We start from the raw sequence: 18980 nt of genomic DNA, 5'->3' as shown, positions 1-18980 counted from the left end.
GCTGCGTGGTCGTCGTGGCCAGGAAGTCTGCGTCGGGCCGGTCGGTCGTGGTCTCTTGTCCGCTGATGATGATCCCGCCCTCACTCGTTGCTGTATTGGGTCCGGTGGCCCGGAGCCCAAGGCAAAACGAAGACTATCAGATAATGACTATCGTTTTCATTAATGGTCGTCGTGGTCGGGAACCAGTACGTCCTCTAGGGCAATCGCAGATCGGACTCCGGCCTACAACAGTGACCGTGAGCCACAGAAGGGTGCTGATGTCGGCGAACTGAACGGGGTCATCGACCTGTCGGGATGGCCTGCCGGGATGCGGGTGATCGTGCGGCGCGAAAAACCGCACCCCGATGCCCAACTACCGATCACCGACCGGAACGGCTGGCGACTGACCTCATCCGCCACCAACACCACCAGCGGGCAACTCGCTGACCTGGAACTGCGGCACCGGCGGCGTGCGCGGTGCGAGGATCGGATCCGGCAGAGCAAGGACTGCGGACTGATGAACCTGCCGCTGTTCTCGTTCGCGCAGAATCAGGTGTGGACTGCGATCGTGGCGTTGGCGTTCGACCTGAAGGCGTGGATGCAGATGCTGGCGTTGACCAGCACGGACGCACGAACCTGGGAGTTGAAGACTTTGCGTCTTCGGTTGTTCGCGATTGCGGCCCGTCTGGCGCGGCACGCTCGCCGGCGGCGGCTGCGGTTCGATGGCCGAGCCACGTACACCGACTTGCTCATCGCCGGGCTTCATCGTCTCGACGCATTCACCAACAGCAGTTGACCAGCAGATCCTCCTGTATCCGAACGATCTAAAGGACTCTCTCCGGGCCTGTGAAATCCGGCGGTGGCTCCGGAGGTTTCTTGGCTCTTCGCCTTTGAGAGTGCGTAGCTGAGGTCCGGCGGATCGCCTGCGACCACAAGATGTAGGCGGGCCCTGCGGTGTGAGAATGAAAGTTCTTACACGATCATTGCACTCCGCAGGGACCCATGAACGAGCCTACTTCTGATCGACTCGAGTCGCCGGCTCATCGATGCCTATGCTCAGGTGGGCGGCAACGTCATCGACACTGCCTCGGCCTACGGCGACAGCGAGGAAATTTTGGGTCGCGCGCTGACCGACCGTGATCGGTTCGTCGTGTCCACGAAATACACTCTCTCGCGCGACCGGACCGACCCTAACGGTACCGGTAACCACCGCAAGAACCTTGCCCTCACGTTGGAACAGAGTCTGCGCCGCCTGGGCACCGACTACATCGACATCTACTGGGTGCACCTATGGGACCGACACACCCCGATCGAGGAAACCATGCGAGCACTCGACGACGCCGTGACCGCCGGCAAAATCCTCTACGTTGGCTTCTCTGATACACCGAGCTGGATCGTCAGCCGCGCTAATGCTCTGGCGCTCTGGCACGACTGGACTCCGCTTGCCGGAGTTCAAGTCCCATACAATCTCCTCAACCGAGACATCGAACGCGAGACCTTCCCCATGGCCGAGATACTCGGCCTCACCGTGGGCGCGTGGGCCCCGATGGGCCACGGCGTACTGGCCGGATCAACTCGCCGCGTCGACCCCCAGCAGCTGTCGCAGCAGCACCAGCGTGCCGCCGCTACAGTCCGCGAGCTCGCGACAGAAGTCGGCGCGACCCCCGCGCAAGTCCCGCTCGCATGGACAATCGCCCAGACTGGCCGAGTCCATCCCATCGTCGGGGCACGCACACCCGACCAGGTCACCGACAACGCCGCCGCACTCGATCTCCACCCTTCAAACGACGCAGTATCGAGGCTGGAACGGGCCGCGCCATTCCACCCCGGACCCCTCCACGAATTCCTTAGCGGCAGCCACTCCAACCCGCTCGTCATGGGCGATCATCCACCACACCCAGTCATCCCCTGAAGGCGTCGGTGCTGAGCGGCTGGTCGAGCGCCCCGGTTGAACTCACCGACGCCAAGATGCACGGGCCGATTGGCGACGGTCCCTGGTTCCTCGAAGCCGAGGTAACCGATCTCGCCTGTTCGGGATGCCCACGGGTCTCGGCGGCCAGCTTGTTGACGTCGAGTTGCTGTGTGTCGGCGGGGAGTTGAGCGAACGAGATGTCGTCGGCCGGACCGCGCTTGCGCTTGTGTGTGAGTTCCCACGGGCCCAGCTGGCTCATGGCCCTTCGCTGGTGGCGTCAGTGAGGAGCAGCATCAGCGCGGTGTCCAGATCGCGTCGCGACCGGTTGTCGTCGGGGTCGGACACGTATTGCAGGATCAGTCCGTCCGCCAGGGCGACGATCATCCGCGCGAGCATTTCCGGATCGATCATCAGAGTGGCGCCGGTCCGCGCGGCGGCGGTTGTGCACCATCGCGATACCGCTTGGACGTACGCGCGGTACTGGTGTGCCGGGACTGCGGAGAGCGTGGGCGATCTGATGCTGTACACGGTCAGGTCGTACTGCATGAGTTGGAGGTCGCGCCTGCCTTCGACCAGGACCGACCAGAACGAGGCGGCGGCCGCTCGTACCGAGGCGCCGAATGTGTCGTCATCGGTGGCCGGTTGGACCAGCGCGTCGGAGATCTCGGCGGCGAGGTCGTCGACGATGGCGGCGACGATGGCGTCCTTGGTGGGGAACACGTAGTGGATCGTGCTCAATGGGATCTGCGCCTGAGCCGCGATCGCACGCATGGTGAGCCCCTCCATGCCCGACTGCTCCAGGACGTGGCGCGCCGCGGCGGTCACCTGAACGCGGCGGTCCGCTGATTTCACCGGGATTCACCCGACATTGGCCGGTTCCTTCCTCGAGCTCGAACAACACGAGTAGTCTACCGTCCATCGGTCGGACGACCGTCCGAGTATTTGGGAGGTTCTGTGCACAACACCATTCGCCGCAGCGTCGCGAGCTTGGCCATCGCCGGTGCGGCAGCATCGGGTTCTGTGGCCATTGCGGCCGAGGCGAACGCGACGGCATGCGGACCGTGGACCCGGTCGACAGTGGCATCGAACCTGGGCACCGTGGAGAATCTCGGATTCGACGGCCGGGGGTCCCTTCTGGTCTCGTCCCAGACGCTGACCGGTGACGGCGGGTCGGTCCTGGCGATCGAACCCGGCCGAAAGCCTCGGCCAGTTGTGAAGAATGTCGGCGGCCCTGCAGGGATCGCCGTCACCGAACGTGGAGTGTTCGTCGCGACGGGAAGTACAGCGCAGTCGGGGCTTTTGAACCGGTCGACCGGAACCGTGACGCGCATCGATACAGCCCACGCCCGGAGCCGGACAGTGGTGCGGGGACTCGTGCAGCCCAACGGCCTCGTCGCGCTGGCCGACGGCCGTTTCGTGACGAGCCGGGACATCGGCTCATCCACCGGCCTGAGTATCGCGGACCCCGCGACGGGATCAGTACGACCGTTCGGTCCGCGTAGCCTCTCATCGACCAACGGGCTCGCGATGAATGAGGCCAGGACACGGTTGTATGTCTCGAGCACGTTCACCGGCCGGACCATGATCACCGCCCTGGACCTGAACCGGCCGGACATACCGCTGGTGACGTACACCGTCCCGGGCTTCGGGCCCGCGAACTCAGCAGACGATCTCACCGTGGGTCCGGACGGAGGCCTGTACATCGCGCTCAACGCAGCCGGGCGCGTCGTGCGGGTCGATCCGAGAACCGGGCACTCCTGCACTGTCGCGGACCGCCTTCCGCTCTCGTCGTCGGTGCGGTTCGGCTCCGGGCCGGGATGGGATCGGCAATCGCTGTACGTGACAAGTTTCCTCGGCACCGTCACCCGACTGACCCCCATGCGGTAAAGGAGTATCCGCCATGACCCACACCAACAGTGGCACGCCACGCGCCCGGACACGACGCCGGTGGCCGATCCCGAGGTGGCTAAGACCCCTCGCGGCAGCAACCGCCGCCGCTATGGCAGCGGCCCTCCTCGCTGACCAGCACTACGCAGACTGAAACCCATCATGGTCGACGACTCGTTAACGGACTTCCACTGCAGGCAGTTCACCGACGGTGGCACCACGCACGGGGTCTTCCGGTCGGGGTCTGGGCCGGCGGTGGTCATCATGGCCGAGATCCCCGGGATCACTCCGAACGTGGCACGGTTCGCGCGCACGGTCCGCGATCAGGGAATGACCGCAGTGATGCCCGATATGTTCGGGGTTGCCGGTCGCGATCCGAATCTCCCCGCTCACGGACCAGTCGGCACGGTTTCCTATGGTGCGCGGACCGTCGGCCAGTTGTGCATCAGCCGGGAGTTCACACTGTTTGCCACCGGGCGCACGTCGCCAATAGTGGCCTGGCTACGAGCGCTTGCTGCCCATGAGCACAGGCAGCAGGGCGGGCCTGGTGTCGGGGTAGTCGGCATGTGTCTGACAGGTGGATTCGCCTTAGCGATGGCTGCCGACGACACCGTGATCGCCCCTGTCCTGTCACAACCGTCGTTACCGCTGCCGGTTACCCAACGCCGCAAAACAGCAATAGACGTCAGCGATGCCGATATGCGGGCCGTTCAGCACCGATGCGCTGCGGGCCTGAAAATCCTCGGCCTGCGATTTCGCAGTGACCGGTACGTACCTGACGAAAGATTCGCCCACCTTCGCAAGACCCTCGGCGATGCGTTCCTCGCAGTTGAACTCGATGACCGCGATGCCAACCCCCGTGCGCTCTTAGCGCCGCATTCGGTGCTGACCGAACACCTGATAGATCGACCCGGAGAACCAACCCGTCACGCACTGGACATGGTCCTGGACCACCTGAGATCACACTTGCTGCCAGACAACGACGGCGACAGCGAGCCCGGGTAAATCAGGCCAGAAATGCCAGCCCCACAGAATCGATCACTGCTGCGCCCCAGGAGAACGACTATGCACACCGCCCACGACACGTCTGCACCTGTCCCGTTGCTATCGGCGCGCGCGGACACGTCCCGCAGTCGGGCGAAAGTCACGGCCGTGGGTCGGCGCATCGGGGCCGCTCTCGTGGTCCTGATCGCCGCGCTACCTGCTGGCCTCCTCATGCCACCCTCGGCGCACGCCAGGGCGCTCGGAATCAATCCGCCGCAGTGGACAACCACCTACGACGGACCCCAACACTATCCAGGCGTACACGTGACGCCGAGTGTGCCGGTCCGCATGTCTGACGGCACAGTCCTGCGCGCGGACATCTACCGCCCGGCAGACCACGCCGGAAAACCGACCCGGGACAAAAATCCGGTCGTGGTGAACATGACGCCGTACAGCAAGCTGATCAGCATGATCACCGGAGGCGCAACCAATATTCCAGGCCTGTCCAAACCGGTCATCGACTTTTTTGCCGGGCTCAACCTGTCGGGAACACCGATCTCAGGGGCCGAGCGCCTGCTGAAAATGCCGGCGGGCGGGTTGCTGAGTTCATTCTCGGTCGATCCGAAGCTGATTCGTAGCGGTTACACGCAGATCGTCGTCGACGTACGCGGCACCGGCGCGTCGCAAGGAGTGTGGGATGTGTTCGGTCCGCGCGAACGCAAAGACACCCTCGAAGTCCTCAAATGGGCCCGAACCCGCCCGTACGCCAATGGAGAGCTAGGCATGTCCGGATACTCGTATTCTGCGGTCAATCAGCTGCAGGCAGCATCTGAGCAACCCCTCGGCCTCAAAGCGATCTTCCCGGCGGCACCGATGACCGACATCGTCGCCGACGTTGTAGCCCCCGGATCGGGCTACGGCGCTGGGTTTCTCGCCTTATGGCTCATCGCAGTGAACACGACCAAGACCGTTCCCGATCTGCCTCGCCTGTTGCGCGGCCAGTTCGATCCGACATGGTTGCGCGACCGGTTGAACAATCCAGCAGTGTTCGTCCCCGAGTATCTACAGGGCCTGACCGCCCCGACGACGGGTTCGCTCACCGGCCGCACGAAGCAGATCGTTCAACTCCAATCCGCGTACCGGAGAGCGTTAACCACCGATGCGGCCAAGGTGAAGGTGCCCACCTTCGTCGTTGGAGGATGGCAAGACCTGTTCACGAACATGGAATGGCGTGCGCTCGACCAACTCAGCGCACTCGACCCGAGTAAGAAGAAGCTGCTGATGAGCACCGGTCAGCACTTCACCAACGGATGGGACACCCGCGGCGGTCCGGGACAGCCGCCCTCCTGGTCAGTGCTGCAACGCGCATGGTTCGACAAATGGATCAAGGGCATCGACAACGGCATCGACCGCTACGCCCCGGCAACGAGCCATCAGCAAGGTGGCAGATGGGTCCAGTCCACCAATTTTCCGCGACCAGGACAGCAACATCGCCGCCTGTACCTGACCCCACGACGCAGCGGCACCTCGCCAACTTCTGTCCGAGACGGATCCCTGGCACGCTCGCAACCATCTCGTGCCGCCAAATGGACCATCACACCAGGCATCACCACCCTGTGTTCCGGTGATACCAATCGCGACCAGATCGGTTTCCTCAGTTGGCTCGATGTGTGCAGCGCCGACAACCGCACCGCCGAACGCGGCGCTGTCACCTTCACTTCCCGGCCCACCTCGCGGGCAACCTCGATCAACGGGCCGATCAACCTTCACCTACGAACCCAAGTCGACGCAAAAGACGGCTTCTACGCCGCAGTCGTTAGCGACGTCGCCCCCAACGGCGCGTCGAAGGCCATCACCACCGGGTCCATGACCGTCTCCATCCGCAACCAAATCGAAAAGTCACACTCGCAGTACGCGCCCAACGGCGACCTCGTTGATCCACGACTCTCCCTCGACGCATTCAACCGAGACCTCGTCACCCCCGGATCGAAACAATATCTCGACATCGGCATGCTCGGCACCGACGCCCTCCTGAAACCGGGACACCGGCTACGGGTCAGCGTGTACGCGTTCAACGCGCCCCGCGCCACATCATTCGGCCCCATCTCACACGACTCACGACTCAAACCCGAACACGTCCTCCTCAACCCGCACGCTCCGAGTTGGCTCACCGTGCCCAGCAACCGACCCATGAACTGACCTAGACCCGGGATAGTTAAGACGATTCAGACCCCTCGGGCGCGGGTCGTGGCGCACCCTGCGTTGACTACTTCGGTCCGGTGTTGTGGCTTCACGGCGATCCCAACACGGTTCGCGGCGTCGTTGAGGGCCTCGGCTCGTGCTTGATCATCGAGGCGAACCGGTCCAAAGGTGGCTACCGGGGCCGGACTTCGTAGCCGCAGAACTCGAGCGTGCCGCGGTGGATGTGGAACAAGAAGGTCTCCATAGCACCGTGACCGTCCGTGTCCTCCGCGTCATCGTCGGCGAAGGCTTCCTCGGCACCCCCGGGGTGGTGAGGAGGAGTTGGCCTTCTTTCCCTGCATCGCGACCTGTTCGAAGATGCCGTGCTCGCCGCCGAAGAGGGCGCGCCCCTGACAAAGTCGCGGTCAATCCAGTCCTTGAGGATTGCAGGCATCGAGAACCACCTAAGCGGGAACGACAGGATGAGCAAGTCCGCGCCCTGGACCAGTTCGAGGTGGGATCGGGTCGGCTCCTGCAGGGTCTCGCCCGGCGATGGCCGCCATCTGCGCGGCTTGCGGCTTGAAATAGAGGTGCACGACCAGGGCGAAGTCCTGCTTGGAGTCGATGGCCCTCCGCCGATCTTGCGGCTGCCATCGGCGCTGATCATAGCGCCTAATGGTCGGTCAAGGTTCTATCGCGAGCGCGTCGATGCTACCGAAGCAGTACCGCAGACGACCGCCAGATGTACGGTCGAAAGGACGCATCCCAGACGCTGACGAGGTTGCATCGTGCCAATCGAACTGAACCTATCTGCAGACGAACTGCTGTCGACCACTCGAGCTGCCCGAAAACGGCTCGATCTTGAGCGTGGGGTTCCGCTCGATCTCATTCGCGAATGCATCAGTCTCGCGATACAGGCGCCGACTGGTACGAACAGTCAGGGATGGCATTGGATGGTGGTCACAGACCCCGAGAAGCGACGCGCACTGGGCAAGTTGTATAGGCGAGGGTGGCAGGAGTACACGGCCCGCCCGGAGTTCGTCGGCAACACTGTTACCGGCGACACTGCGTTCGATGCGCAGATGCAGCGTGTCGTGAGTTCGGGAGAATACCTCGCCGAAAAGATGGGTGAGGTACCTGTCCTGCTCGTACCGTGCGTGGAGGGCCGCGCCGATAACGTTCCGACTGTGCGCAGTGCCTCGCACTGGGGATCGCTCCTGCCCGCCGTGTGGAGCTTCTGCCTAGCGGCTCGCTCGCGGGGCCTCGGAACCTCCTGGACCACACTGCACTTGATGTACGAAGTCGAAGCGGCCAATATTCTCGGGATCCCATACGAACGGATCTCCCAGGGCGCCCTTGTACCCGTCGCGTACACCAAAGGCACCGAGTTCAAGCCTGCCCGCCGATCGAACCTGGAACAGATCGTGCACTTCGACACGTGGTGAACACGAACCGGACTCGCCCCGCGGATCGGTGACAACCTGACCTGGACCTACGACCCGGTTTCCAGTTGACGTCGCTACTTGCATGATGCGCGGGCGTTGGTGACGCGGTGACGTTGTGCCGGTTTCTAGCGCAGCCGATCGTGACTTAACCGCCGGCGATGTAACTCCACAGCGGCTCGGATCACCGCGGCTAGTGCGTCGTCGGGATTTGAGTGTGCAGGAACTTTCATTCTCACACTCCAGGGCCCGCCTACACGTTGTGGTCGTCCGCGCCCACCCCGGATCTCACGAACGCACGCTTAAACGCGAAGAGCCAGATTTCGGTGGTTGCTGACGATGTCGGCGATCGGAGTTCGACAAATAAGCCGACGCGGTGTCGCCTGGATGTGAATCGCCGCGGGTTTGTTAGAGGCTCGCAAGTGCCGCGTCGGCGGGTGCCGGTGTGGGGTGGTTGTGATGGTAGGTGTCCTCGAGCTCGGCGGGCGGGATCATGCCGACCTCGCCGTGCAGTCGCCGGTGGTTGAACCAGTCGACGTATTCAGCAGTCGCGATCTCGAGGTCGTCGATGTTCTTCCAGGGACCGCGGTTGCGGACTAGTTCGGCCTTGTAGAGCGAGTTGAAGGCCTCTGCCAGGGCGTTGATGCTCCAATCGATCGTCAAGTCGATCAGGGCGGCCGTGTCGAGCTCCTTGCCGGGGGGTGGCGTTGACGTCCGGTGCTGGAAGGAGCCGGAAGAGTTCGCGAGCGAGGTAGCGTTTGAGGCAGCGGATGATCTCCCGCTTCGACATGCCCTCAGCGGTGCGACGGGCGACATAGTCGATAGTCGGCTGGTGCCATCGCATACGCACGATGATGACTCGGTAGAGCGCGGCGTTGGCCTGTCGGTTCCCACCGCGGTACAGGCGATGCCGGTTGTTGGTCTTTCCTGGTGCAGGCTTGGTCGTGCGTGGGCCCTTCGCCCGCGAGATCCCGCGCAGCCCGGCCTCGCGCATCAGACGCCGGACCGTGGACTCGGCGACCTTCTCGCCCTGCCGGCGCAGTTCGGCATGGATCTTCCGGACGCCGTAGACCCCGTAGTTGTCGGCATGGATCTTCCGGATCAGTATCAGCAGTTGACCGTCCCGGACCGCTCTGTTCGAGGGAGGGCGGGAACAAGCGGCATAGAACGTCGACGGGGCAATCTGACCGGGTGTGTCCTCCAAGGCCCGCCAGATCGGCTCGACCCCGTGCTCGTCACGATGCTCGGCAACGAAGCGGACGCGTTCGCTCATCGGGAGGGGCGGTCGAGCTCCGCCGCGAAGAAAGCTGACGCCTGCTTCAAAATCGTGTTCGCCCGCCGCAACTCCCGAACCTCGCGCTCGAGCTCGGCGATCCGCGCGGACTCCTCAGTCGTGCGGCCCGGGCGCAGACCCTCGTCGGTCTCGGCCTGTTTGACCCAGGTGCGCAGTGCTTCGCCGATGGACACCGAGCTGCTCACCGACGCGCTTGAAAACGCCGCTGCGGGTCTCAGGATCCTTGCGGGCGTCGATCGCCATGCGCGTCGCTCGCTCTTTGAGCTCGACGGGATACTTGCGAGGTGCTGCCATGATGGCGGGTCCTTCCCGGTGTTCCTACCCTCCATCAAACCCGACACGATTCAATCAGTGGTACGGCATAGTCACCTCAGGTGTTCCCGCTGCGGCGATCCTACGTAGGTGCCGGGGGTCTGGCCGGTGATCCGGTGGAAGGCGGCGATGAACGCGCTGGGTTTGCGGTAGCCGACCGCTCTGGCGGTGGCCTCGACCGACTTACCGTCGGCCAGCATCTGGACGGCCGCTTGGGTACGGACCTGGGTGCGCCAGGTGGCGAAGCTGAGTCCGGTCTCGGCGCGAAAGAGCCGTGACAGGGTGCGGACGCTGGTGTGGACGTGGTCGGCCCAGGCGGTGAGCTCGCGCTGGTCGCCGGGGTGGGCGATGAGCTGTTCGGCGACGACGCGGGCGCGCGGGTCGGTGGGCATCGTGACGTGGAGGTGATGTTCGGGCAGCGGGGTCAGCAGCTTGAACATGAGTGTCTCGGCGGCGGGACGGGTGTGGTCGTCGGGAGCGATCTGGTGCAGGTGGGCGATGATCTCGCCCAGCAGCGGCCCGACGGTGAAGCTGGTGGGCCCGGTCCAGGTGAGCGGGCTGGGGCCTGCGGCGAAGGTGATGGTCAATAGCTCGCCGGCGTGCAGCACCGCACCGGAGTGTTCGATGCCTCCGGGCACCCAGAGCCCGTATCCAGGTGGGATCAGCCAATCGCGACCGGCGACGGTGCCGATCAGTGTCGCGGTCGAGCTCCAGGTGAGCATCGGCTCGGGGTGCGCGTGCAGGTGCAGCAGTTCGTGACCTTGGGCGGTGTCGCGGTCGATGCTCAGGACGGGCGAGAACGTTGGCTCCACGAACTTGGCCGGTTCGGGGTACTGATTGTCCGCCATGCGCATAACGGCCATCGTAGCTTGAAGTGTGCCTAACCAGCGGAGTACGAGACCGATGACCGATTCGATAGCTGTGATTGGACCTGAGCGGTTCTCGCCGGGCCTGCGCCGGGCGATCGGCGTGGTGATGATCGGCGCGTCGTTGTCGTTCCTGGACACGACGATCGTCAACGTCGCGGTGCACAGCCTCTCCGCTGACCTGTATGCGGGCTTGAGTTCCGTGCAGTGGGTGATCACCGCCTACCTGCTCGCGTTGGCGGCGGTCATCCCGGTCAGCGGCTGGGCCGCCCGCCGCTTCGGCGCCGCCCGTCTGTATGTCTTCGCGCTGGTCGTGTTCACCATCGGATCGGTGTGGTGCGCGTTGTCGCCGAGCATGGGGATGCTGATCGCTGCCCGGGCGCTACAGGGTATCGGAGGTGGGATGATCATGCCGGTCGGCACGATCATCTGGACCGCGCACGCCGCCAAGCCGCAGATGGGGAAGGTGATTGCGTTGCTGGCGATCCCGATCATCTTCGCCCCCGCGATCGGGCCTGTCGTCGGGGGCCTGCTTATCCAGGGGATCGGCTGGCAGGCGATCTTCTGGCTCAACGTCCCCATCGGTATCGCGGGCATCGTGCTCGCCCTATGCCTCCTGCCGATGGAGAAGGGCGGCGACGCGGGACGGTTCGATCTGCTCGGCCTCGTCCTGGCCTCCCTCGGGATCGTGGGCATCACCTACGGCCTAGCCGAGATCGGTGTCGCCGGTCGGCTGGATACGGCCGCCGTCATCGGGCTTCTGGCCGGGGTACTCGCCCTGGCCAGCTTCGTTCTGCACGCTCTGCGGTCGAAGTATCCGCTGCTGGATGTCCGGCTGTACGCCAATCGGGAGTTCACCGCGGCGATGATCGCCACGTTCGCGCTCGGCGCCGCGAACTACGGCGGCATGATCCTGATGCCGCTCTATCTGCAGGCTGTCCGCGGCGAGGACGTGATCATCGCGGGGCTGCTGGTCGCACCCACCGCGATCGGCGCGCTCCTCTCGGCCCCGTTCACCGACCGCTTCGGCCCCGGGGTCACCTCGTTCGTGGGCGCCGCCATCCTGGCCGTCGCCACGATCCCGTTCCTGTTCTTGACCACGACCACCTCGTACTGGCTGCTGTGCGTCGTCATGGTCGCCCGCGGCATCGGGTTCAGCCTGTCGATTCTTCCGACGATGACCGCCGCCTACCAAGCCCTGCGGCCGGGGCAGATCCCTGACGCGACCCCGCAGCTCAACATCCTTCAACGCGTCGGGGGCGCGATCGGCACCGCCGTCCTCGCCGTCGTCCTCGCCGGCCAATTCCGCGACCAGGCCACACCCGCCGAGCAGGCCAGCGGCTTCGCCACCACGTTCTGGTGGGTGCTCGCGATCACAATCATCGCCGCCATCCCCACCACCCTGCTTGCATACACCGAACGCCTCGCGCGCCGCCGTACCAAGGCATCGGGTTCGAGGAGGCCTATAACCTAAGCGACCTGGTTCGTAGGTCACCGAGCGACCCCCTGACTTTTCACCAGATCGCCACAACCGGACCTCAGTCAGTGGTGCTTGGTATCCACCGGGTAGACCAGGACGACAATGGCGATCCCTGCATCTACGAACTCAACGTCCGCCCGTAGTGCGGTAGCCGTACGCACGACGACACAACCTCACTCGATTCGTGATCGCATTCGCAGCAGCCGTGTTCGCCTTCCTCGCTGCCGGCTGCGGTGAAGACTCCGCGCAGGAGTCCGCGGCGGCCGTTCGAAAGGTCTGTGTCGCACCCGGCGAGGGGCTACTTCCCTCGGGCGTTGAGCGCACCGATCAGGGGCTCGTGAAGCCCGATCGCAACTGCGACCCGGAACACGCAAACGCCAGCGCCGAGCTGTGGGAGTGGCCAACCAGCGTCCGACTTCCTGAAGTCGGCGCCGCCGTCACCAACCCCACGAGTAGCGAACCGCTCATGGTGGTCGGCCCGCCCACCAGCACACGCTGATCCGGCAACCGTACGAGACAAGGAGATTCACACTTTATGTCAATCCGATCCGACGCTCAGAAGCTCGCAGCTCACATCGAAGACACGACGGCGCAGGTCACCAGACTGATCGGGTATACGGCTTCGCTACCACCACGGCGCCCGCGAATACGCGAATCGCCGCACCACAGAGGGTAACTCGATGCCCGAGATCTTCCGATGCTAGAAGCGCTACCTCGCGCGAGAAGTCTTCACAGCCCTCCAGGGCTGACGCATCCTGAACTGGACTGTCCTTCGAGTATCTCGAGATCTGGCACAACCGGCAGCGCCGTCACAGTCAGCTCGGATGGCTCTCACCTGTAGAATTCGAGCGCAACCGCATCATCACCGTGGCACCCGAATCCAATGCTGGCTGACTGCGTGGAACCCAGTACACACCACAGTCTCCACCAGACCCAGGACGGTTCACTCTATGGGGCACTACTGCATCAACCACTGCGCGCACATCTACCGCACCTGATCTGTTGCTCGTCCGGTCCGGAACCTCTGTCCAGCAATTTTGGCCCGGCCCGCAGCGACTGTAGATACCTTCATCACCGGCACGACGTCCGACTTTCGTTATCGAGCTATAGACGTAAGGGCTACCGCGATATAGACGTGGGACGGATGCTGTCCAAGTCCCCTCTGCCTAGCGTGTTCGGCATGACTTTGGACGTTATTGATGCAGCCAGTTACCTTGCAGCCCTCCGCAGCGAGCTGCAGGAATCCGGGCGCGGTCGACGTTTTACCGCCCTGCTGAGCCAGAAGGTCCTGTTCCCTCATCGGGGTCGCGCCAAGTTAACCCCCGGGTATCTGACGCTGAGCGAATGGGACAGGCAAGGACAATTGCAGATCGCACCGGAAGAAGTACGCCGGGTCACCCGTCAGTTTGACTCCCAATACGGCGCTTTCGTCGGAGGTGCCTCGAGTAAGTGGGGCGCCCCGGTAATCATGGACCTAGACGATGGGCGATCCATCTACTTCTTGTTTGACCATCGGTCGTTCTTGGAGAAGACGGATAATCCGCACTGGGAAGACATACTCCTCGCCTGGTTAGCGAAATGATGATCGCGAACGCGAGACAAGGCACGCCAGCCAGTGTCGATAGTGAGAATGGCCAACCGGTGAAGCGCGGTTCGCGTTCACGCCTCTCGATAACCTTGACGGCCTTGGTGGCCGTCGCCAGTGGTGCCGGACTTACCCTTGGCGCACTGGTTGCTGTGTCGTCCGCAAGCAAGGTTGTCGAGCACCGCCCGCAGGACAATGCCGTTCTACCTCATGTTTTGGTCGGCTTGGTGGTACTGGGGTTCATCGTCGGTGGAACAATTGCCACGAGGTCGATTCGTTGGGTGTGGTGGCCGATCAGTGCATCAGTCGGTGAACGATATGGTCGGACATTCCGGTCAGCGAGTACATCGGTATCGCGTCTTCTGCGGCTAGTCGGCGCCAGCATCGCCCTGGGCTTTATAGTGCTTCTTCTATTCAGAATGGGATTCCAAGCGACGGCGGTGATGGAGCCTTCGTTCAGGGTCAATGCCTGGGGCGGCCCGTCGGCTCTGGGCGCCTTCGCGGCGCACGGAGCTGATGCCCTCGTGTGTCTGGCTCTCGCGTGTTGTGTGCTCCACAAAGTACTCCTGCCCGCCAGCCCGGAACTTCGTGGTGACGACTAAGGGGTCGATTCACCGAGGGGTTGCGGCACCCGTACGCCCGATAATTCGCGACTCCCGCACTGTGCAGGCGGTACGTCTTCGCTGTCAACCGTTCGGTAATCCTTCAAGAAGAATGTGACGACCTGATGATGTCGAACCCGCTGATCACGCTGTTTCAACGACTCAGGTCACGCCGGGGATGGCCCCAAGTCTTGGTGGCCGCGGTCTGTGTTGTAGTTCTGGTGGTTGGTGTCGTGGTGCTCTTCACCATACGATCCGGGCAACGTACCGATCCCGCGGTGATCAGTACCGAAGATGGGGAGCTGCGTGGGTCCCCCGACAGTGGTACACGGCGCTTCCGAGGCATCCCGTACGCTGCGCCACCAGTAGGCGATCGACGTTGGCAGCGCCCCAGTCCGCCGAAAAGCTGGGACAAGATTAGCGACGCGACCACGTCTGGGCGCCGCTGTATTCAGCCTGACGAGAGCAACCAACGTGATCCGCGTTCGTCGGAGGACTGCTTGTACTTGGATGTCACTGCTCCACGCTCGGAGTCCGGCGTGGTGCCAGTGATGGTTTGGTTCCACGGTGGTGCCTTTAGTTCGGGGTCCGGTAGCGAATGCTGGCAGAGCAACCAACAGGCCCTTTCAGATCGCATGATCAAGTATTGGACGACGTTCGCGGATCACGGCGTTCCCAGGTACGGCTGGCCGAAGGCAAGTAGCTCCGCGCCGAGAACGATGCAGTTTCGCCCGTCCGGCGACCGGGCAATTCGTGCAGACAGGACTCACCACTGTTCTCTCTAGCTGGGGACATGACGTGATCGGACGTCCACGGCTCAGATCCTCCCATCGCCCCCGCGCGACCGACCCAACGCTGTTGGCCTGTTGCGTGCGTACAGGTACTCAAATAGTTCTCGACCCGACCTCGCCGTAGACCGGTAAACGCTGGTGAACGCTCTACCTCAAAGCCAGTGGTTAGTCGCGGTGACCGGTTCTGCGTATCCCGAAAGGATCGGCATCCATGCAGACCACCCCTCGTAGTTCTCATTCACGATCACGCTCGAGCGCCACTTCACGTGAATGCGGCACCGTCCGCCATGTCTTTCACGAGCGTCCGCTTGCCGCCTTCTTCGTCACCGCTTTCGCGTTGAGTTGGCTGGCCTGGACGCCGTATCTGCTCTCGGACAGCGGTCTGGGGGCTGTGCACTTCACGGTGCCAGGCGGATCGGGGATGAGACAGCTGATCGGGATCTTGCCTGGGGCGTATCTTGGTCCTGTCAGCGCAGCGTTCATTGTGACAGCCGTGGTTGATGGGCGCGCCGGACTTGCGGCGTGGGCGCGACGTTTCACTCGACTACGCGTGGGGTGGAGGTGGTACCTCGGTGTGGTGCTGATGGTGCCGACCTTGTTGTTGGCCATCACGCTGCTGTTTCCGAACACGTGGGAGCACGCGAAGTGGTTCCCGCTCGAGGCACTGATCGCCTACGTCCCGATGTTGATCGTGCAGATCATCACCACATCTTTGGCAGAAGAGCCGGGATGGCGCGACTTCGCATTGCCTCGGCTTCAACAACGATGGGGCGCTTTCCTCGGGACGCTCGTTCTCGGCCTGTTGTGGGGCGGCTGGCACGCGCCGCTGTTTCTCACGGATTGGGCAGGCGACGACGTTCGCTGGTGGGGTCCGGTGTTGTTCGTACTCTCGTGTGTCCCGCTGAGCCTGGTCATGACATGGGTGTTCAACAAGACAGGTCAGAGTATCCCGATGGTGATGCTCCTGCATGCCGGCATCAACAACACATTCAGCGTGCTGTGGCCCGAGTCGTTCCCGGACCAAAACGTCGAATCCATGACAATCATCGTGCAGTTGACCGCCTCGACCATCGCTGCGGTGTTCCTCATCATATGGACGCGCGGTCGGCTTGGTCTTGCACCACGAGAACGGGTGTCGAATACGGTACCCAGGATCCGCTCCGTCACCCAATGACATCCACTGGCCTCTCGCCGGTGATCGGGTCGAGTTGCAGATTCCAGGAGCCGACAGTAACGACGAATTCTGGCGCCTCCGGTGTTCGGCGCCGACGGCAAGGTGCCTGTCACCCGCTTCTACGTCGACTCGGGACTGGTGCACGATCGGGTGACAGATACGGTGTCATGCCGCTGAGGCGGCTGTGTTGATGATGGTAGTCGTATTCGATGGGCGTCAACTGGTCGAGGCGAGCTTGCCGGCGGCGGCGGCGGTGGTCGGTCCGTTCGATCCAGGTGACGATCGCGATCCGCAACTGCTCGCAGGTGGCCGAGCGTTGCCGGTCGAGGACGTTCTTCTGGAGGAGAGCGAAGAGCGATTCCATCGCCGCGTTATCGCCGGCGGCACCGACTCTGCCCATCGATCCGACCAGGCCGTGTCGGTTCAACGCAGACACGAACTTGCGTGATTGGAATTGAGATTCCCTGTCCGAGTGGACAATACAACCCGCGACGTCTCCTACTCGGCGGTCGACCGCGTTGTTCAGAGCGTGTACGGCCAGGCGGGACTGCATGCGGGAATCGATGCTGTAGCCGACGATCCGCCCCGAGCAGGCGTCTTTGATCGCGCAGAGGTAGAGCGTGCCCTCGTCAGTCCAATGCTCGGTTATATCGGTCAACCACAACTCGTTCGGCGCCTCCGCGGTGAAGTCGCGGGCGACCAGGTCATCGTGTACCGGCGGGCCCGGATTCTTCCCGTTCTTTCCGCGCTCTTGCCGAAGCTCGACCACCGCTGGTTGGCCGAGCAGAACCGCCACGCCGTCCGCCCGCTCATCGGCTGACCAGCAGCCGCGGCTTCATCGGCGAGGAACCGGTACCCGAACTCCGGGGGTCATCACGATGCGCAGCGAACAGGGCATTCGCCCGTGCGGCTTCAGCTCGCTCTGCCGCAGTGACCGCGTCTGTGAGCCACCGGTAGTAGGGCTGGCGCGAGAGCTTGAGTATCCGGCACGACACCGCTACGGGAATCCCGTCGGCAGCGAGCTCGGTCACGAGCGGGTAGAACCTTTCCCGGCAGATTCGCCTGCGACAGATGCGCCGCCGCCCGCCGCATGACCTCGTTCTCCTGCTCCAACAACCGATTTCGCTTCCGAAGCTCCCTCAGATCGGCTGATTCGGTAGGGTCAGGCGATTCAGGAGTCACAACGAGCGCGAGGTGACGACGCCAACCCTGCTAGCCATCCCCAGGTCAGCCACCACGAAGACTTACAGGCGATTCATCTCCGGACACGCCGGGATGCTTCTCACATCACATTCAGGCTGCTTGTGGACGTGCATGAAGGAGCCGCGGATCAGGCTGAGTTGTGGACGTATGCGAGGCTGTCGGCCAGGACGTGGACGCATAGATCGCGCAGGTCGTTGCGGGACATTTCGCCTAGTTCGATCCAGTTGAGGCAGGCAGTTACGAGGTAGGAAAGCCATCCACGCACTGTGATTGTGAGTAATGCTGCGGGAGGCGCGTCGGGACTAAGTGCCTGGAGGATCCGTTCACTCTGCATACGAATATTGGCATCCATGATCGCACGGACGCTTGCGTCTGCGCCCATCGTGCCTCGGTAGAGAGCCTTGTAGGCGAGAGGTGATTCCTCAACGTATTCAAGGTATCCGTCGAGGCTTGCGACGAGGCGTTCTCGTAGTGGGAGGTCGCTGCGGGGCCGGGTCGCATCGGCCAGGCGCGTCGCTTCTCGTTCAACTACGGCAAGAAGGTAGCCGTGCTTGTTACGGAAGTAGTGGTAGATCAGGCCAGGGGATGCCGATGCTTCGGTTGCGACCAATGCGATGGTGATCTCATCGTAGCTATGTGCGGCCAGCAGTTTGACGCCGACGTCGAGCAGTTCGGCACGGCGATCTGCGACGTCGAGCCGTCGTCGGCCTCGGGCGACGGGTGCCATTGACATGATACCTAGAGGCTACTACGTTCAACTATTATGGTCGTATTCAATAGCATCTCTGATGCCGCTCGCCGAATGTCTCCGCAGGTGGCGGTGCTTGCGTGGCTGATGGGATCGTCGGGGGCAATGATTCTTCAAGCCGGCTTCGCCCGACGTTTCGCTCGACACACGTCCTGGGGATTCAACAGTGGGTGGCAACGCGAGATCGCGGTGTGGAATCTGGGCGCGATCGTCGCCGGTGTCGGGGCTGTCGGCCAGGGCTCGAACGCTGCCCGTGCGCAGTTGCGCGGACTGGTGGTGTTGTCGGCCTTGTTCAGTCTCAATCACGCTGTTGCCGGCATTGGTTCGCCGCGGAGTTGGAGCCATTGGGTCGGCGCCGGAGCAAACGGTCTTGGGATTGCGGTCGGTCTCCCCGTGCTCGTTCGGGAACATAAGCGCGATGACACGGTGCGTATTCAATGACGCTTGCGCCAGTTTGACACCGATTGATTGCCAAGGGGATGGCCGCGACGAATGCATCGGCGCATGAGGCGGAGATCTTGAACTGAGGGCTCTTCATCT

At 63.2% G+C, this 18980-nt stretch carries 18 protein-coding genes, 5 pseudogenes and 1 other annotated feature; of the genes and pseudogenes, 13 read left to right on the top strand and 10 right to left on the bottom strand.

Going from position 1 to position 18980, the window contains the following annotated elements:
* Positions 1–214: 214 nt before the first annotated feature.
* Together ACTIMF_RS00900 and ACTIMF_RS00895 are read left to right on the top strand one after the other, a co-directional pair.
* Positions 215–775: pseudogene (locus ACTIMF_RS00900) on the top strand (transposase); the annotation flags it as partial.
* Positions 776–997: 222 nt separating this feature from the next.
* A complete protein-coding gene (locus ACTIMF_RS00895; RefSeq protein WP_442348390.1) occupies positions 998–1891 on the top strand; it encodes an aldo/keto reductase in 894 nt (297 codons plus the stop codon).
* On the opposite strand, the gene ACTIMF_RS00890 is transcribed toward ACTIMF_RS00895, so the two are convergent.
* Positions 1881–2150, bottom strand: coding sequence for a hypothetical protein (locus ACTIMF_RS00890; protein ID WP_442348370.1), 270 nt, complete (start codon positions 2148–2150; stop codon positions 1881–1883). The genes ACTIMF_RS00895 and ACTIMF_RS00890 overlap by 11 nt on opposite strands.
* Positions 2147–2743: a TetR/AcrR family transcriptional regulator gene (locus ACTIMF_RS00885; protein ID WP_442348369.1), complete on the bottom strand. Its 597-nt coding sequence runs from the start codon at positions 2741–2743 to the stop codon at positions 2147–2149. Before ACTIMF_RS00885 ends, ACTIMF_RS00890 begins: the two co-directional genes overlap by 4 nt.
* Before the next feature lie 102 nt (positions 2744–2845).
* Here ACTIMF_RS00885 and ACTIMF_RS00880 point away from each other — a divergent pair, with 102 nt between their 5' ends.
* The 3 genes from ACTIMF_RS00880 (at position 2846) to ACTIMF_RS00870 (ending at position 6961) form a co-directional block, all read left to right on the top strand.
* A complete protein-coding gene (locus ACTIMF_RS00880; RefSeq protein WP_442348368.1) occupies positions 2846–3778 on the top strand; it encodes an SMP-30/gluconolactonase/LRE family protein in 933 nt (310 codons plus the stop codon).
* 162 nt (positions 3779–3940) lie between these two features.
* Positions 3941–4783, top strand: a complete 843-nt coding sequence (locus tag ACTIMF_RS00875) for a dienelactone hydrolase family protein (protein WP_442348367.1) — start codon at positions 3941–3943, stop codon at positions 4781–4783.
* A 147-nt stretch (positions 4784–4930) separates the two neighbouring features.
* Positions 4931–6961, top strand: a complete 2031-nt coding sequence (locus tag ACTIMF_RS00870) for a CocE/NonD family hydrolase (RefSeq protein WP_442348366.1) — start codon at positions 4931–4933, stop codon at positions 6959–6961.
* Positions 6962–7136: 175 nt separating this feature from the next.
* Here ACTIMF_RS00870 and ACTIMF_RS00865 read toward each other — a convergent pair whose 3' ends face one another.
* A complete protein-coding gene (locus ACTIMF_RS00865) occupies positions 7137–7610 on the bottom strand; it encodes an NAD(P)H-dependent oxidoreductase (protein WP_442348365.1) in 474 nt (157 codons plus the stop codon).
* A gap of 127 nt (positions 7611–7737) precedes the next feature.
* On the opposite strand from ACTIMF_RS00865, the gene ACTIMF_RS00860 reads away from it, so the two are divergent.
* A complete protein-coding gene (locus ACTIMF_RS00860; protein WP_442348389.1) occupies positions 7738–8388 on the top strand; it encodes a nitroreductase family protein in 651 nt (216 codons plus the stop codon).
* 459 nt (positions 8389–8847) lie between these two features.
* Here ACTIMF_RS00860 and ACTIMF_RS00855 read toward each other — a convergent pair.
* The 5 genes and pseudogenes from ACTIMF_RS00855 to ACTIMF_RS00835 form a co-directional block, all read right to left on the bottom strand.
* Positions 8848–9027 (bottom strand): annotated as a pseudogene (locus ACTIMF_RS00855) (integrase core domain-containing protein); the annotation flags it as partial.
* A gap of 82 nt (positions 9028–9109) precedes the next feature.
* Positions 9110–9301: pseudogene (locus tag ACTIMF_RS00850) on the bottom strand (IS110 family transposase); the annotation flags it as partial.
* A gap of 51 nt (positions 9302–9352) precedes the next feature.
* Positions 9353–9658, bottom strand: a pseudogene (locus ACTIMF_RS00845) (IS3 family transposase); the annotation flags it as partial.
* Positions 9560–9694, bottom strand: a sequence feature (AL1L pseudoknot). It overlaps the preceding pseudogene by 99 nt.
* A complete protein-coding gene (locus ACTIMF_RS00840; protein ID WP_442348364.1) occupies positions 9655–9852 on the bottom strand; it encodes a transposase in 198 nt (65 codons plus the stop codon). It overlaps the preceding feature by 40 nt. The gene ACTIMF_RS00840 and the pseudogene ACTIMF_RS00845, both read right to left, overlap by 4 nt.
* Before the next feature lie 192 nt (positions 9853–10044).
* Positions 10045–10839 carry an AraC family transcriptional regulator gene (locus tag ACTIMF_RS00835; RefSeq protein ID WP_442348363.1) on the bottom strand — a complete coding sequence of 265 codons (795 nt, stop codon included), beginning with the start codon at positions 10837–10839 and terminating at the stop codon, positions 10045–10047.
* A 55-nt stretch (positions 10840–10894) separates the two neighbouring features.
* On the opposite strand from ACTIMF_RS00835, the gene ACTIMF_RS00830 reads away from it, so the two are divergent.
* The 6 genes from ACTIMF_RS00830 (at position 10895) to ACTIMF_RS00805 (ending at position 16489) form a co-directional block, all read left to right on the top strand.
* Entirely contained in the window at positions 10895–12331 is a 1437-nt protein-coding gene (locus ACTIMF_RS00830; protein WP_442348362.1) for a DHA2 family efflux MFS transporter permease subunit, read from the top strand.
* Between the two features lie 190 nt (positions 12332–12521).
* Positions 12522–12836: a hypothetical protein gene (locus ACTIMF_RS00825; RefSeq protein ID WP_442348361.1), complete on the top strand. Its 315-nt coding sequence runs from the start codon at positions 12522–12524 to the stop codon at positions 12834–12836.
* 266 nt (positions 12837–13102) lie between these two features.
* Positions 13103–13231 carry an IS3 family transposase gene (locus ACTIMF_RS00820; RefSeq protein ID WP_442348388.1) on the top strand — a complete coding sequence of 43 codons (129 nt, stop codon included), beginning with the start codon at positions 13103–13105 and terminating at the stop codon, positions 13229–13231.
* Positions 13232–13517: 286 nt separating this feature from the next.
* Positions 13518–13919: a hypothetical protein gene (locus ACTIMF_RS00815; protein WP_442348360.1), complete on the top strand. Its 402-nt coding sequence runs from the start codon at positions 13518–13520 to the stop codon at positions 13917–13919.
* Between the two features lie 730 nt (positions 13920–14649).
* Positions 14650–15309, top strand: coding sequence for a carboxylesterase family protein (locus tag ACTIMF_RS00810; protein WP_442348359.1), 660 nt, complete (start codon positions 14650–14652; stop codon positions 15307–15309).
* A 589-nt stretch (positions 15310–15898) separates the two neighbouring features.
* Positions 15899–16489, top strand: coding sequence for a CPBP family intramembrane glutamic endopeptidase (locus ACTIMF_RS00805; protein ID WP_442348387.1), 591 nt, complete (start codon positions 15899–15901; stop codon positions 16487–16489).
* A gap of 165 nt (positions 16490–16654) precedes the next feature.
* Here the strand turns inward: ACTIMF_RS00805 and ACTIMF_RS00800 are convergent.
* Both ACTIMF_RS00800 and ACTIMF_RS00795 read right to left on the bottom strand, forming a co-directional pair.
* Positions 16655–17659 (bottom strand): annotated as a pseudogene (locus tag ACTIMF_RS00800) (IS3 family transposase); the annotation flags it as partial.
* 160 nt (positions 17660–17819) lie between these two features.
* Positions 17820–18425: a TetR/AcrR family transcriptional regulator gene (locus ACTIMF_RS00795; protein WP_442348358.1), complete on the bottom strand. Its 606-nt coding sequence runs from the start codon at positions 18423–18425 to the stop codon at positions 17820–17822.
* A 30-nt stretch (positions 18426–18455) separates the two neighbouring features.
* Between ACTIMF_RS00795 and ACTIMF_RS00790 the strand changes: the two genes are divergently transcribed.
* Positions 18456–18881: a hypothetical protein gene (locus tag ACTIMF_RS00790; RefSeq protein ID WP_442348357.1), complete on the top strand. Its 426-nt coding sequence runs from the start codon at positions 18456–18458 to the stop codon at positions 18879–18881.
* Positions 18882–18980: the final 99 nt, after the last annotated feature.

Origin of the sequence: Gordonia sp. (in: high G+C Gram-positive bacteria) (assembly GCF_052106715.1) — a bacterium.
In the GTDB taxonomy this organism is placed as follows: Bacteria; Actinomycetota; Actinomycetes; order Mycobacteriales; family Mycobacteriaceae; genus Gordonia.
The sequence above is the reverse complement of the archived record's forward strand: the minus strand, read 5'-3'. Positions and strand labels throughout refer to the sequence as shown.